The 15660-nt window shown below is 73.4% G+C and carries 10 protein-coding genes; 4 read left to right on the plus strand and 6 right to left on the minus strand.

Annotated elements, in window-relative coordinates:
• Positions 1-1127, minus strand: a 1127-nt coding sequence (locus tag AB0399_RS29065; protein ID WP_366413365.1) for an alpha-galactosidase, incomplete at its 3' end; no start/stop codon positions are given.
• Between the two features lie 346 nt (positions 1128-1473).
• On the opposite strand from AB0399_RS29065, the gene AB0399_RS29070 reads away from it, so the two are divergent.
• Positions 1474-2424 (plus strand): SMP-30/gluconolactonase/LRE family protein, encoded by a 951-nt coding sequence (locus AB0399_RS29070; RefSeq protein WP_366413366.1) that lies wholly within the window; start codon positions 1474-1476, stop codon positions 2422-2424.
• Here the strand turns inward: AB0399_RS29070 and AB0399_RS29075 are convergent.
• Both AB0399_RS29075 and AB0399_RS29080 read right to left on the minus strand, forming a co-directional pair.
• Complete coding sequence (locus AB0399_RS29075; RefSeq protein WP_366413367.1) at positions 2307-4352, minus strand: ABC transporter ATP-binding protein; 2046 nt, start codon at positions 4350-4352, stop codon at positions 2307-2309. The genes AB0399_RS29070 and AB0399_RS29075 overlap by 118 nt on opposite strands.
• The gene (locus AB0399_RS29080) at positions 4352-6289 is read right to left on the minus strand and encodes an ABC transporter ATP-binding protein (protein WP_366413368.1); all 1938 of its coding nucleotides are present in this window, start codon (positions 6287-6289) and stop codon (positions 4352-4354) included. The genes AB0399_RS29075 and AB0399_RS29080 overlap by 1 nt, the downstream gene beginning before the upstream one ends.
• Before the next feature lie 112 nt (positions 6290-6401).
• Here AB0399_RS29080 and AB0399_RS29085 point away from each other — a divergent pair, with 112 nt between their 5' ends.
• Entirely contained in the window at positions 6402-6638 is a 237-nt protein-coding gene (locus tag AB0399_RS29085; RefSeq protein WP_366413369.1) for a hypothetical protein, read from the plus strand.
• A 170-nt stretch (positions 6639-6808) separates the two neighbouring features.
• Entirely contained in the window at positions 6809-7576 is a 768-nt protein-coding gene (locus AB0399_RS29090; RefSeq protein ID WP_366413370.1) for a dienelactone hydrolase family protein, read from the plus strand.
• Between the two features lie 58 nt (positions 7577-7634).
• Here the strand turns inward: AB0399_RS29090 and AB0399_RS29095 are convergent, their stop codons facing one another.
• The 3 genes from AB0399_RS29095 to AB0399_RS29105 all read right to left on the minus strand — a co-directional run bounded on the left by AB0399_RS29095 (position 7635) and on the right by AB0399_RS29105 (position 13147).
• Positions 7635-8645 carry a LacI family DNA-binding transcriptional regulator gene (locus tag AB0399_RS29095; RefSeq protein WP_329372359.1) on the minus strand — a complete coding sequence of 337 codons (1011 nt, stop codon included), beginning with the start codon at positions 8643-8645 and terminating at the stop codon, positions 7635-7637.
• Between the two features lie 137 nt (positions 8646-8782).
• Complete coding sequence (locus AB0399_RS29100) at positions 8783-11971, minus strand: glycoside hydrolase family 2 TIM barrel-domain containing protein (protein WP_366413371.1); 3189 nt, start codon at positions 11969-11971, stop codon at positions 8783-8785.
• Between the two features lie 150 nt (positions 11972-12121).
• Positions 12122-13147: a LacI family DNA-binding transcriptional regulator gene (locus AB0399_RS29105; RefSeq protein ID WP_329372356.1), complete on the minus strand. Its 1026-nt coding sequence runs from the start codon at positions 13145-13147 to the stop codon at positions 12122-12124.
• A gap of 198 nt (positions 13148-13345) precedes the next feature.
• Between AB0399_RS29105 and AB0399_RS29110 the strand changes: the two genes are divergently transcribed.
• Entirely contained in the window at positions 13346-15535 is a 2190-nt protein-coding gene (locus AB0399_RS29110) for a hypothetical protein (protein WP_366413372.1), read from the plus strand.
• Positions 15536-15660: the final 125 nt, after the last annotated feature.

The raw sequence follows: 15660 nt of genomic DNA on the forward strand, positions 1-15660 counted from the left end.
GTGCCGGCATCGGTGGCGACGCCGGTGCCGGCACCCATCCCGGCACGGAACCCGACGTCGCCACCGACGCCGTCATCGCGGCCGGCCCTCTCACCGTCCCGGCCCGCGTAGGCCGTCGCGAAGTCCAGGAAGTCGATCTTGAGTCCGTCGAGCCCGTAGCGGCGGACCAGCTCGACGCAGGAGTCGACGGCGAACCGCCGCGCCTCCGGCCGGCGCGGGTCCAGCACCCGGCAGCCGAGCCGCTCGATCGCGTGCGGCGCGACCTCGGCCATCTCCCGGTGGGCGGCGGTGCGTTCGCCGACGAGCAGCGGGGCGATCCACGCCACGTAGCGCAGCCCCATGCCCTGCACGGTCTTCACGTGCGCGGCGAAGTCCGGGAACTTCGCCGGGTCCGGGTGCCAGTCACCGCTGCCGGAGTAGCCGGCGCCCTCCGCGTGGAGCTGCCAGCCGTCGTCCAGCAGCAGCACCCCGCAGCCGGCCGCCGCGGCCCGCTCGGCCTCGGCCTCGACCCCCGCGGCGGTCACCTGGCGGTGCATCGCGTACCAGGTGGAGTACGCGGGGGTGCGGGCCGCGTCGGGGGTGGGCAGCGCGCCGAGGTCGGGCAGGGCGCGGGTCAGGGCCCGTACGGACTCCGCCCAGGGGCGGCCCGGCGCCTGGAGGCGTATCCGGCAGGACTCGCCCGCCCGCAGGTCCATCGCGAGCCAGACGCCGAAGCGGCCCGCCTCCTCGCCGACACCGAACCGGAGCCGGGTGGTGGCCGCGAGCCGGTCGGAGCCGAACGCCAGCAGCGTGCGGCCGGCCGCGTCGTACAGGCACCCCAGCGGCGCGGAGTCGACGAGGCCGACGGTGCGCCACGGGTTGGCCCAGTCCGCCACCAGGTGGCGGTCCCAGCCGGCCCCGGGGTGCCAGTAGCCCGAGGCGTCCCCGAGCGGAACGTCCAGGCGCAGCACGGTCGTTGCGGCCGTCCCGGCGCGGAGGTGCAGCACCGTCGCTCTCTCGGCGCCCTGCGCCCCGGCGTCCTCGATGCCCAGCCGCGCGCCGTCCGTCAGCAGGCTGACCACGGCGCCCCGTACGCGCAGCGCGTCGCCGTCGACCCACAGTCGCGCCGGATCGGCGAACTCGGCCATCACCACTCCCCTCCACGGTCGGGTCGCACCCGACCATCTGAGACAACGTTGGCTGAGATCCCGGACAGCGGGGATCGCAGGGGACACTCCAGGGATCGCAACGGGCACACGTCACGGCACGAGCCGTGCGCTCACCAGTAGTTGAGGTCTTCGTTCCTGGTCAGATGAGTCATGACACCTGTCGAATCGTCAACCACCGTACGGAGGGGGGAGGTTCGGGGCTGGCGTCCCGACCCGGTCGTCCCTCGCGTTCGGTCGTGCTGAACCATAGCCATCCGAGACAACGTTGCCTAGGGTTTTCACCCGAGTTACCGAGAAATCTCTTCGCCCGCACCGGAGGACACCCGTGTCACCAGCCACTTCTCTGCCCGCCCCGGAGATCTTCGTGCGCGGCCACGCCGTCGTCGGCGAGGGTCCGGTGATCGACCCGCGCACCAACGAGCTGCTCTGGGTGGACATTCCGGCCGGGGTGCTGTCGCGGACCCCGCTCGCCGCCGGGGGTTCCGCGACCGGGTCGGCAGACGGGTCGGCAGACGGGTCGGCGGACGGGTCGGCGCCGGGCTCCGCGTCCGTGGTGGCCCGGGTCGGCATGAGCCTGGGAGCGGTCGCGGTACGCGACCGCGGTGGGTATGTCGCCGCGGTGGGCGCGGGGTTGGGGGTGATCGGCGCGGCAGGCGACGGCGGCCCCGCCCTGACCGTCGTCCACCCGCTGCTGCCCGAGCCGGACCGGCGGATGAACGACGCCAAGTGCGACCCGGCCGGCCGCTTCTGGGCCGGCAGCACCACGCTCGGATTCCCCGCCGGCGGCGGCGCGTTGCACTGCTGGGACCCCGACGGCGGGGTGCGCACCGCGCTGCGCGGCCTCGACCTGCCCAACGGCCTGGGCTGGAGCCCGGACGGCAGCCGGTTCTACCTGGCCGACAGCGTGCGCCGCGTGGTGCTCACCGCGCCGTACGACCCGGCCGCCGGCCGGCTCGGGCCGCTCCGCGAACTGCTGCGCCACGACCGCCGCGACGGCATGCCGGACGGCCTGTGCGTCGACGAGGACGGCTGCCTGTGGATCGCGGTCTGGGGCGCGGGCGAGGTACGCCGCCACGACCCGCGCGGCCGCCTCCTGGCGGTCCTGCGGCTGCCCGTCTCGCAGCCGTCGTCCTGCGCGTTCGGGCCGGACGGCACGCTCTACGTCACCTCGGCGTCCGACGGGCTGCGACCTGGGGCGGAACCGCTCGCCGGGTCGGTGTTCGCGCTGCCGGGCACGGCCTTCCGCGGGGTCGCGGTGGGCACGTTCGCGGGGTGAGCGACCCGGCCGGAGAGCAGATCCTGGGGTGAAGGGCCGTACTCCGCCGCGAGTTCGGCCGGGGTGCGGTCGTCGACGATCCGGCCGCCGGACAGCACCAGCACGCGGTCGGCGATCCGGATCGTCGACATCCGGTGGGCGATGACGAGCGCTGTCCGCCCCTGGAACACCGCACGCATGGCGGTGCGCACCGCGCGTTCGCTCGGGATGTCGATGACCGAAGTGGCCTCGTCCAGCACGATGACGGACGGGTCCACCAGCAGGACCCTTGCCAGGGAGATCAGTTGCCGCTCACCGGACGACAAACGGCCGCCGCGCCCGCCGACTTGGGTCCGATATCCGTCGTGCAGCGCCGCGATGAACGGATGGGCACCGATCGCTTCGGCGGCGCGCCGGATCTCGTCGAAGGTGGCGTCGGGGCGCGCGAAGGCGATGTTCTCCGCGATGGTGCCGGAGAAGAGAAAACCCTCCTGGGGGACCATGACCACGCCGTTGCGCAGGTCGCTCGCCGCGAGGGAGCGCAGATCGATCCCGTCGAGGAGCACCCGGCCACCGGTCGGATCGTGCACCCGCGCCAGCAACCCGGCCAGCGTGGACTTCCCGCCGCCGGAGGGGCCGATCAGGGCGACCGTCTGGCCGGCGGGGATGTCGAGAGCGAAGCCGCGCAGCACGTCAGGCCCGTCGCGGTAGGCGAAGGTGACATCGTCGTACCTCACCCGCCGTCCGCCGGGTTGGCGGGCGGGCGCGGGCAGCGGCGCGGGGCGGGCGGGCTCTGCGACCGTCGGCTCGGTCGACAGCAGCACCGCGATCTTGCCCAGCGAAGCCGTGGCCGACTGGTAGGCGTCCAGGACGCCGCCCAGCCGGAGCGGCTTGTCGTAGAGATCCCGCAGATACAGCACGACACCTGCGTAGCTGCCCAGTTCCATCGCGCCGGACGCGACGCGATATCCGCCCCACAGCACCAGACCGGCAACGGCGGTATTGGCGACCAGGCGCGAGGAGGTCACATAGCGCGCCATCTCCCGTTCGGCCTGCCGGTTCTCGTTCCGGTGCCGCTGGTTGAGACGCCCGAACCTGCGCTCGTTGGCGCGTTCGAGACGGAACGCCTGCACCGTGCGGATGCCGGCGAAGGACTCGCTCATGTCGGCGGACGCCGCGGCGGCCGCGCCGGAACGGCGCCGGTACACCTGGAGCGAGCGCCGCCGGAAGGACCGCATGGTCCAGTGGATCGGGGCCATCGCGGCCACCGCGGCGCAGCCGAGCCGCCAGTCGAGCACCAGCAGGATCGAGGAGATGTAGACCAGGGACACCGCCGCGGTGACGATCTGGTCGATCCCGCTGTCGAAGAGCGAGCGGACGGCCTCGACGTCGCTCGACGCGCGGGATGCCAGCGTGCCGGACGCGTGCGTGTCGTGGAACTCCACACTCTGCGCCTGGAGATGGGCGAACAGCCGCAGCCGGAGTTCGGCGACCGCGTGCTGCCCCACCTGGACGGAGAGCCGGATGAACGTGCGCTGGAGCAGACCCGCCGCCAGGACGCAGCCCGCGTAGCCGGCGGCCACGGCGGCCAGGGGCCGTGCGTCTCCGGCCCGCAGCGCCGGGATCGCCCGGTCGATCGTGACGGCGACGGCCACCGGCCCGGCCTGCGCGGCTGCCTGCTGGAGCAGGACGACCAGTGCGGCGAGCCGCAGCCGCCGGGCGCCGGGTCCCAGCACCGAGCGCAGCAGCCGCCGGGCCGCGCCCCTCGGCGGGGCCGCCTCCAGCGGGTCCGCCCGCTCACGGTCGGCGTGGGCGGCAGCCGCGAACGGCCGCGGCGCCCCGGTTTCATCGACTTCCCCGGTTTCCCGGGTTTCCCCGGCTTCCCCGGTCGGAGCGTCGGGCCGAGCCGCCGGCACCACGGGCGTCGAGGAGCGGGTCGACCGGCGCATCAGGCTCCCTCCTGCCCGTGAGCGGCGACGTCGATCGGGGTCATCAGTGCCGCGTACGCCGGGCTGGCGGCCAGCAGTTCTTCGTGCGTGCCGGCAGCGGTGACCCGCCCGCCTTCCAGCAGGGCGACCCGGTCGGCCATCAGCACGGTGGAGAGCCGGTGCGCGACCACCACCGCGGTCGTCGAGGCCAGCACCTCGCGCAGGGCGTCCTGGACCCGCGCCTCGGTGTGCAGGTCCAGCGCGGAGAGCGGATCGTCGAGCACCGCGAGCCGGGGCCGGCGGACCATGATCCGCGCGAGGGCGATCCGTTGCCGCTGTCCACCCGACAGTGACATGCCGCCCTCCCCGACGCGCGTGCGGGGACCGTCGGCGAGGCGGTGCACGAACTCGTCGACGCCCGCGGCCCGTAGCGCCTCGTCGATCTCGTCGGCGCCGGCTTCCGCGCCCATGAGGACGTTGTCCATGACGGTCCCGGTGAACAGCACCGGCTCGTCGAAGGCGACGGCCACCGCGGACCGCAGCTCGGCGCGGGGGACGCGGGTGATGTCGACGCCGTCCAGGGTGATCCGGCCCGCCACCGGGTCGTACAGGCGTGCGGCCAGGGCGGCGAGCGTCGACTTGCCGCTTCCGGTCGCCCCGACCACGGCCAGCGTCTCACCGGGTGCGACGCGCAACGTGACCTCGCGCAGCGCGGGCGGATCGCCGGCGGGGGCGTCGGAGTAGCGGAAGTCCACCCGGGCGAAGGCGAGTTCGGCGGGGCGCCGCGCCCCCGGTGACCGGGGCGACGCGTCGGGGCCGGGGGGCCTGGAGGTCCAGGTGGGCCGGTTGCCGCGGGCCCCGCCTTCTGCCGCCACCCGGCCCGGTTCACCGTCCCCCGGGTCCGGTTCACCGGCCACCACGTCCGGTTCGTCGTCCCCCGGGTCCGGCTCATCCGTCATCGGCCGGCCGAGCACCTCGAAGTACCGGTCGGCCGCTGCCGCCGCGTCATGGCACCCGGCCAGCAGTCCGCCCGCCCCCTCGACGGCCGGCCGCAGCGCGGCCACCGTTCCCAGGAAGGCCAGCAGCGATCCGATCGACAGTTGCCCGTCCGCCGCCTGGACCGCACCCGTCGCCAGGGCGCCCACGGTCGCCAGTCCCGGCAGCACGGTGGTGACCGCCGACATCCCGCCCAGCAGCCGCGCCTTGTCCAGCTCGGCTTCCCGCACCCGCCGGACCTGGTCACGAAATCGGGCGATCCGGTCCTCGCCGCGGCGGAAGCCCTTGATCACCCGGATGCCCGCCACCGACTCCAGTACCGCGGTGGTCAGATCGCCCGACAGGTCCAGGGCCCGGCGGGTGACGTCCGCGTACCTGGACTCGAACCGGTAGGACTCGATGACCAGCAGGGGAACGGGTGCCAGCACGACGAGCGCGAGCAGCCACTGCTGGGAGACCAGGATCGCGGCCCCGACGGCGAGCGTGGCGGCGTGCACGGGCAGGAACGTCAGCGGCCCGGCGATGAACATGTGGATGACCTGGGGGTCCGAGGTCCCCCGCGACAGCAACTGCCCGCTGGTCCAGCCGTCGTGGGCGGCGAGCGGCAGCCGCTGGGCGTGCCGGTGGAGGTCGGCCCGCATCCGCGCCTCGATGTCGGCGAGCGGGCCGGCCGCCAGCCGGCGCCGGACGCCGAAGAGCGAAGCCTCGGCAGCGCCAAGGAGCAGCAGGGCCAGCCCCCCGAGCGCCACTCCGCGCGGATCGCGCCGCGCCACGGGCCCGTCGACGATCCATTTGAGGACCTGCGGCATCGCGAGTGCCAGCAGGGAAGCCAGCGCGGCCAGGGCGGATACGGTGCACAGTCTCCAGCGGCACGGCCACAGGTACGGCCGCAGCTTCCTCAAGGACCGCGCGGTCGAACTCCCGGCCGCGGGAACGGAGATGACAGGTGTGTGCTCGTGCACAGGGGTCTCCTGACAGGAGAGCCCACCGGCGCGCCACCAGGCGGATCAACCGGTGAGCGGGGTGACTTGGACGGCGTGTTCCTCGCCCGCGTGCATGCGGGACCCGGAGACGGTGGCCATCGACAACACCCCCTTCACTCCTGTGCGGCGATCACCCGACGGCGGTCAGCGCCGATCACTCGGCGGCGCCGAGCACCATACCGCAGCCTTCGGACCGACCGGGATCGTTCTCGCGAACCGCTCGGTGGACCGGGCGGACCGGGTGGACCAGGTGGACCGGGTGAGCCGGCTGGACCGGACCGAGGGGTTGGCACCGCTTCTGTCCGGTGGCTACGGTGTGCGGCGATGACTACCGGGACGGCCTCGCGCCACACACGGATTGATGCCCCGGCGCTCCTCTGAGCGCCGTCCGGGCCGCTGCCGGCCCGCCGCGGGAAAGAGAATGCGGCGCCGCCGCGCGGGCTCCGCCTCCTGTCGTGCTGACCACCGCTCGACACGTCCACCACGACAGGAGAAGTCATGCCCACCCAACCAGTGCTGACCAGGACCGTGCGGGTTCCCACCGCGGACGGCCGGGCCGACGCGTTCGCCGCCTTCCCCGACGGCGGCGACCGGCACCCCGGGGTGCTGATGTACGCCGACGGCTTCGGCATCCGGCCCGTGCTGCGGGAGATGGCCCGCGAACTGGCCGGGCACGGGTACTACGTACTCGTCCCCAACTACTTCTACCGGCACGGTCCGGCACCGGTGATCGAACTGCCCGAGTACATCGGGGAAGAGGCCCGGCCCGCGGTCTTCGCGCAGGTGATGCCCCTGATCCAGACGCACACCACCGAGCGTGTCCTGAGCGACGCCGACGCCTACCTCGGGTTCCTCGCCGCCCAGCCCGAGGTCGGCGCCGGACCGGTCGCCGTGACCGGCTACTGCATCGGCGGTCTGCTGGCGATGCGCACCGCAGCGGCCCACCCCGGCCAGGTGGCCGCCGTCGCCGTGTTCCACGGCCCCGTGAGTGCCGACGGGCTCGCCGGGCTCACCGCCCAGGTCCACCTCGGCCACGCCGAGGGCGACTTGACGCCCGAGGCCCTCGGCGAGCTGAACCAGGCCCTGGACGCCGCGGGTGTCGCCTACACCTCGGAGATCTACCCCGGCACCGTCCACGGCTTCACCATGTCCGACACCGACTCCTTCAACCCGGCAGCGCTGCAACGGCATTGGGACCGGCTGCTGCCCCTCCTCGACCGCGCCCTGGCCGGCGGCCGGGGCCCCGGCCGGGAAGCCACCGGCTGACGGTGGCCGGATGGGGGTGCGTGCGTCCCCGGTCGGTCCGTCGGGCCCGGCCGGGGGGTCACTCCCCCGCCGGGGTGCCGGGCGCGCGGCGGCGCGCCCCGCCGTGCTCCACCAGGGTGGTGGGGATGACCACGGTCCTGGGTCGCGACGTGTCGCCCGCGATCCGCTGGAAGAGCAGTTCCGCGCCGATCCGGCCCATCGCGCGGGCGTCGTAGGACACCACGGTCAGCGGGTGGGCCATCAGTCCCGCGGTCTCGAAGTCGTCGAAGCCGACCACGGCGGCCTCCCGCCCGAGCCGGTTCAGCGCGCCCAGCACGCCCAGCGTCAGGCGGTTGTTGAGCGCGAACAGGGCGGTCGGCGGCTGCGGCCCGGTGAGCATCTCCTCGACCGCGGCCTCGGTGTCCGGCACGGTGTGCAGGCCGAACCGGATCAGGTCGGGCCGGTACGGAGCCCCGGCCCGCTCCAGCGCGGCTTCGGCGGCCGACAGCCGCGCGGACATCGGATGGATGCTCAGCCAGTCCGACACGACGCCGATCCGCTCGTGCCCCTGGGCGGTCAGGTACTCGATCGCGGAGCGCGCGCCCGCCGCGTTGTCGATGAGCACCGTGTCCGCGCGCACGTTGGTGGGCGGCCGGTCCAGGAACACCGCGGGCGTGCCCATCTCGATCTCGGAGCGCAGGTAGACGTGGTCGGCGGTGCTGCCGGCGGGTACCACCAGCAGCCCGTCGACGCGCCGCTCGCACATCTGCAGCAGGAGCCTGCGCTCCCGGTCGGCGTCCTCCTCCGAGCTCGCGGTGATCAGCAGGGTGTCGTTCTCCAGGGCGCACTGCGCCGCGGCGGCGGCGATGCCCGCGTAGAACGGGTTGGCCAGGTCCTCGATGAGCAGGCCGACAGTGGCGGAGGTGCTGCGGGTGCGCAGGTCACGGGCCATGCCGTTGCGCCGGAAGCCGAGCCGCGCCACCGCCGCCCGAACCCGTGCGGCCATCTCCGGATCGACGGTGGACACGCCGTTGACCACGCGGGAGACGGTCTTGAGACTGACGTCGGCCTCACGGGCGACATCGGTCATCGTCGGTCGCCGCGGGGCGGCCGCACTCGGGCTCGGGCTCGGTGTACTCACGTGATGTTCCCCTCGGCGACGTGGCGCCGAGAGATGGGCCAACGTTGTCTCGCCGCCCGATCATACATCCGTCCACATCGCGGGTGTCACCCTACGCCATCGCCCGCCTCCGTCCCGGCCGGTCCGAAGCCGAGCGTGAAGCGGGCCGGGAGCGCGGCCAGTTCGTGCCGAGGCTGGAGCGCGGGACCGCACGAAGCGCTGCCGAGTCCGTGGTGTTCGAGGTCCAGGTTGAGGTGTGTCCGGCCGTCAGGCCGCAGCTCCGAGGTGTGCGCGGCGGCCGCCAACTCCGCGGTGGACCACGGCTTCGCGGTCAGGTCGAACCAGGGGCTGCCGGTGATCTCCAGCCCCGGCACGGCCGGTTGGCCGCCCGCGCCCGCGGTGAGCCGGGCCCACCGCACATGGCGCCGGTTGCCGTTCTCCTGCGGGTACACGTACGGCGTCTGCAACCCGGCGACGGTGCTCGCGTACCGCCCCACGCGGACGGCCTCCTCGCTGTCCCGGTAGGACTCGCCGGGTCCGAGCCCGAACCAGTCCACCCGGTCGAGCGCGCCCGGCAGGCCCAACGCGACGCCGAGCCGGGGCAGCGGGACCGGCCAGGGCGCGGTCGGCGCGGTGTCGACGGTGAGCACGAGCCGGTTCCCGGGGGCGGTGCTCCAGTGGTAGTCGGCGAGCAGCGCCATGTCCAGACCGGCCGGGATGATCGTGGTACGCACCGTCACGGTCGCGTCGCCGGCCTCGATGCCCAGGACCTTGTGCCGCAGCCGGTGCAGCCCGGCGCGCTGCCATGCCGCGAGCAGCGGCGAGCGGCGGTCGTTGTCGATCGGGGCCCGCCACAGGTCGACGCGGGGCCCGTCGAGTTCCAGGTCGCCGAGGCGGATCAGGGTGCCGGTGACGGCGTCGAACTCGCCGGCGCCCAGGGTGACGGTGGCGCCCCGGCGCCGGACCACCGGCGTCGTCGTCGCGGTGTCCGCCGTGCCCGCGGTGCCCGCCGTGTCCGCGTGCGCCGCGGGGAGGTGCGGCGCCGCGGGCCGCGGCGACCAGGTGCGCGGGGCGCGTTCGGCGGGCTCCCCGGTGCGCGGGGCCGCACCGGCGGCCGGGGGGTCGCCGGCGACCGGAGAGCCGGCCGGGGTGAACTGCGCCCAGGCGACGGTGTGCCCGGCCGCGGCCCACCGCTCGTCTGCGTCGAGTTGCGCGCTCACGGTCAGCCAGCGCTCGCCCGGTCCCGCCGCGTCGAGCGCCTTCACCAGGTCCTCCGGCCAGTCCGACCGGCCGCTCTCGCCGGGGCCGGTCACGGCCACCTCCCACTCCCCCTCCCCGGCCTGCTCGCCGTCCACTTCGAGCAGCCAGGTCCACCGCAGGTAGCCGGTGTCGCGGGTGTGGTGCAGGTTGCGTACGTCGATGCCGCCGCCGTCCGCGCGGGCGGTGATCCGGACCGGCTCGATCACCTTGGCGTACTCCAGCAGGCCGGGCGAGGGCGTGCGGTCGGGGAAGAGCAGGCCGTCGGCGACGAAGTTGCCGTCGTGCACCGGCTCGCCGAAGTCCCCGCCGTAGGCGTGGTACAGGGTGCCCTCGGGGCTGCGCTGGGCGACGCCGTGGTCGATCCACTCCCACACGAAGCCGCCGGCCAGCCGCGGGTGCAGCTCGAACAGCTCCTGGTACTGGCGCAGTCCGCCGGGGCCGTTGCCCATCGCGTGGGCGTACTCGCACAGCAGGAACGGCATCGCGCGCCGCCGGGCGTCGTTGGCCGGGTCGCCGGTGCGCGGCTCCTGCCCCGCCCCGATCGCCGCCACCACCGGGTAGTCGGCGTACATCGCCGAGTACAGGTCGGTGAAGGCGCAGTCGTCCCAGTCGCCCTCGTAGTGGATGAGCCGGTCCGGGTCGCGGTCCCTGATCCACGCGGACATCGCCACGAGGTTCGCGCCGACGCCCGACTCGTTGCCGAGCGACCAGATCACCACGCTGGGGTGGTTCTTGTCCCGCTCGACCATCCGCTCGGCGCGGTCGAGCAGCGCGGGGCGCCAGGCCGGGTCGTCGCTGGGGTTGCGCCGCCAGCCGTTCTCGGAGAAGCCGTGGGTCTCCAGGTCGCACTCGTCGACCACCCACAGGCCGTACTCGTCGCAGAGGTCGAGGAAGGCCGACTCCGGCGGATAGTGGCTGGTCCGTACGGCGTTGATGTTGTGCCGCTTCATCAGCAGCACGTCGGCGACCATCGTCTCGCGGGTCAGGGTCCGGCCGCTGACCGGGTCCCACTCGTGCCGGTTGACCCCGCTGAGCAGCAGCGGGGTGCCGTTGGCGGTCAGCACGCCGTCCTCGACCGCGATCCGGCGGAACCCGATGCGCAGCGGCACCCGTTCGGTCGCCGTCGCCAACTCGGCTTCGTAAAGGCGCGGTTGCTCGGCGCTCCAGGGCTCGACGGACGGCAGGGTGTACGGCCCGGCGGGGTCGGCGCCGGTGATGCCGAGTTCGGGCACGCTCAGGCGGGCGCCGCCCTCGACGTCGATCCGCAGGGTGCCGGCGCCGGTGCGGTGGTCGTAGTCGGCGTGCACGAAGAAGTCGGTGATGCCGCCGGCCGGCCGGGCCAGCAGCCGTACCGAGCGGAAGATCCCCGACAGCCACCACATGTCCTGGTCCTCCAGGTAGGTGGCGGCGGACCACTGGTGGACCCGGAGGGCCAGGACGTTGCGGCCGGGGCGCAGCACCTCGGTGACGTCGAACTCGGTCGGCAGCCGGCTGCCCTTGCCGTCGCCGAGCGGCTGCCCGTTGAGCCAGACCGCGAAGCAGGAGTCCACGCCCTCGAAGCGCAGGACCACCGTTCCTGCGCCGCCGAAGCCCTCCGCGACCTCGAACTCCCTGCGGTACTCGCCGGTCGGGTTCTCGTCGGGCACCCGCGGCGGGTCGACCGGGATCGGGAAGGTGACGTTGGTGTAGGCGGGGGTGCCGAAGCGGCCGGGGCCGGGGACGCCGTCCATCTGCCAGCACGAGGGCACCGATATGCCGGTCCAGCCGCCGGCGCCGGACCGGTCGGACACGGCGTCGGACGCGGACACGGCGTCGGGCTCGGGCTCGGGCTCGGGCTCGAAGGACGGGTCCTCGAACCCGGGCGTGAGGTCGTGGAGTCCGGCGGCGAGCCGGAAACTCCACCGGCCGTCCAGGTCGATCGCGGGCGCGTCGGAGTCGAACGAGGCGCGGGGCCGCAGCCGGCCGTTGCCGGGCGAGACGTCCTCGACGTAGGCGCAGCCGTCCGGGTGGTGGGTCCGGCTCTGGGCGTGGTCCATCGGTACGACGGTCCTTTCCGGGGGATGAGCGGTTCGGGTCGCGTCAGGTCGGATCTGGTCGGATCGCGTCACGTCGGACGGATCTGCGGTTCGCGTCGGTCGGAACGGGTCGGGTCGGGTCGGGTCGGTCCCGTCAGGTCCGACGGGGGGTCAGCCCGCGGCCGGCGGCGCCGTGGACGCGCGGACCTTGAGAGTGCTGGGCATGACGTTCTCGCGCTGCGCCGGGGGCCGTCCGTCGAGCAGGTCGAGCAGGATCTGCGCGGCGCGCCGGCCCACGTCCACGCTGTGCAGGCTGACGCTGGTCAGCGAGGGGTCGACGAGGTCCGCGGCCTCCGTGTCGTCGAACCCGGCCACCGACACGTCGCCGGGCAGGGCGTGCCCGCCCTCGCGCAGCCGGCGCAGCGCGCCCAGCGCCATGCCGTCGTTGAAGGCGAAGATCGCGGTGGGCGGGTCGGCCCGAGCCAGCAGCCGTTCCGCCGCGGCGTAGCCGGAGCCGGCGGTGAAGTCGCCCTGCTCCATGAGGTCTTCGGGGACGGGGCGGTGCGCGTCGGCGAACGCGCGGTGCAGCCCGCGCAGCCGCGCGGCCATCGCGAGGCCGTTCTCCCGCGGGCCGTCGACCACCGCGATCCGTCGGTGGCCGAGGGCCAGCAGGTGCTGGGTCACCGCGTAGGCGCCGCCTTCGTCGTCGGGGTGGACGCAGGTGAGGTCCTCGTCGGTGTAGCCGATCACCACCGTCGGATACCCGGCCGAGCGCAGGGCGTTGAGCGACTCGCCGCCGGCCCCGGCCTCCACCAGCAGCCCGTCGACCTGGCGGCGCTGCACGAAGCGCCGGTAGGCCGACGCCGGGTCGTCGGGCACCTCGCGGGTGGACAGCAGCAACCCGTAGCCGCGCGTGGTGAGTTCCTGGTCCGCGCCCTGGACCAGGCGGATGAGGTGGTCGTTGGAGAAGGCGAAGCCGGGGTTGTGCGGGAGGACCACGCCGACGACCTCGGTACGTCCGCTCGCGAGGGCGCGCGCCCCGGCGCTGGGCCGGTAGTCGAGCACGCGCATCGCGGAGTGCACCCGGTCGCGGATCGTCTCGGTGACCGTGGGGTCGCCGTTGATCACCCGGGACACCGTCTGGTGGGAGACGCCCGCCTCCGCCGCGACGGTCCGCAGGGTCGGCCGGTCGGACACGCGGGACCTCGTTTCTCAGTGACCGTTCACTTGACAATGTGACGCATCCTAAGCGCGCATGCGTCCGAGCGGAAGAGGTCCGAGCCATTGACGCGGGATGCGGGGGGACCTAGCTTGGCGTCCCGTCAAGTGAACGGTCACTCGATCGACTCCCGGCCGGCCCCACAGTGCCGCCCCCACGACGAAGGACCCCTTTTCATGAGCGAGCAGGAACCCGCACAGACTCCACCCGCGCCTCGCACCGGTGCCGTCAGCCGCCGTCAACTGCTGACCTACGGACGGAACGCCGCGATCGTCGCGGGCACGGCCCTGGCGATCCCGGCCGCCGCCGGCGGCTCGGCCTCCGCCGCCACGGCCACCACCGCCAAGGGCAGCCTGGCCAAGGCACGGCCGGCCGCGTCCCTGGACACCACCCTCACCAACGTCGTCACCTCCTGGACCGGGAACACCTTCTCCGGTGCCACCGAGTGGGTGCAGGACTTCGTCTTCAACATCGCCGTCACCGCCGACGGCGCCGTCTACACCGTCAGCTTCTGGGACGAGGGCGGGGACTACGCCGGCATCTACAAGGACGGCCACCTCATCGGCAACTGCCACGGCGCGAACGGCGACGCGGTGGCGGTCAACAGCTCCTACGCGTACCTCAGCGTGGGCAACGGCCTGACCCGGTTCGGCCTGGACGGCACCGTCACCTCGCAGACGTACGCCGTCGGCAGCCCGCCGGCCGCGGCGGCGGCCTCCGACACGCAGGTGGTGGCCACCGACCGCACCAACAACAAGGTCCTGGTCTTCGACGCCGCCACCGGCGCGGTGCAGCACTCCTGGAGCGTCAACCAGCCCGGCTCGGTGACGATCGCCGCCAACGGGGACATCTGGGTGGTCGCGAACATCACCCGCGACACCAACGACGGCCACTTCTGGCACGTCGACCCCACCAAGCCGGCGCAGATCCTGCACTTCTCCAACGCCGGTGCCGCGCTGGGCGGGACGATCAGCGGACCGTCCGCCGACTGGATACCGACCTCGCTGGCAGTGGACGTCAACGGGGACCTGCTGGTCGGCGACAACGGCCCGCTGCGCCAGGTGCACACGTACACCAACCTGTCCGGGACGCCGTCACTGGCCCGCAGCCTCGGCCAGGCCGGCGGCATCGGCGCGGGCACGCCCGGCCGGGTCACGCCGGACAAGCTCTTCGGGATCGTCGGCGTCGGCGGCGACTCGGCCGGCAACGTCTACGTGGCGATGTTCGAATTCGGCGTCTGGCTGCGGAAGTTCTCGCCGGCCGGTGCGGTGGTCTGGCAGTTGCAGGGCAGCGCGTTCGTGGACGCCGCCGACTTCGACCCGGCCTCCGACGGCGTGGAGATCTACACCAAGCAGTGCCACTACAGCGTCGACTACGGCAAGGCGCCGGGCAGCGACTCGACCTGGCGTAGCTACACCCTGGACTCCGTCAAGTACCCCCAGGACCCGCGGCTGTTCCTGACCGGCCACACCCACTCCGCCACCTCGCCGTTCCTCAAGCGCCTGAACGGCTCCTTGTACATGTACGTCACCGGCATGTACTGCGGGCACCTGCTCATCTACCGCATGGACGGGGAGATCGCCAAGCCCTCCAGCGCCATCTTCAAGGCGCGCTGGAACGGCGACGACCCGACCTGGCCGCCGAACCAGCCGGCGACCGGCCAGTGGATCTGGCGCGACCTGAGCGGCAACGGGGCTTTCGAGGCAGGGGAGTTCCTCCAGCCGGGCGACGGCACCAGCTCCCCCAGCAACTGCTGGGTGTGGTACGTCGACGACCGCGGCGACATCTGGGAGGGCGGCGACCGCAACCTGCGCCGCTACCCCTTGCAGGGCTTCGACGCCCAGAAGAACCCGATCTACACCTACGAGAGCATGGAGACGATCGCGCTCCCGGCTCCGTTCAGCGTCGTCCGGCGGCTGCACTACGACGTGGCCACCGACGTGATGTACATGGTCGGTTACACCCCTGACCAGCCGTTCGACAACGCGCACTGGAAGGAGTGCGGCAAGGTCCTGGTGCGCTACGACAAGTGGAGCACCGGCAACACCACGCCGACCTGGACCCTGCTGCTGCCCTGGGACACCGACGCGACCATCGTGGTGACGATGGTGAGCCTGGCCTTCGCGGGCGACTACATCTTCGCGGCCGGCATCGAGACCCGCGGCCAGGTGTGGGTGTGGAAGGCGTCCGACGCCAGCCCGGTGGGGACCTGGCAGGCGGGCTCCATCATCGGCACGCCCGACCGGTCGGGGTGGGTGGACGTGCCGTACGGCATCTCCGCGACCAAGCGCTCCGACGGCGACTACCTGGTCCAGGTCGAGGACGACCTCTACAACAAGGTGCTGCTCTACCGCTGGACGCCGTAGCCTGCGGGCCGCGCGCCCGTGTCCCGGAAGCCCGCCCGCGCCGGCGCCGCTTCCGGGGCACGGGGCTCGCCGAGGTGGGGGACGTGCCCGACGCCTTACGGTCTCGGCGCGCGGAAGTCGTACGG

It is taken from the genome of Streptomyces sp. NPDC088194, assembly GCF_040702025.1.
Taxonomy (GTDB): domain Bacteria; phylum Actinomycetota; class Actinomycetes; order Streptomycetales; family Streptomycetaceae; genus Actinacidiphila.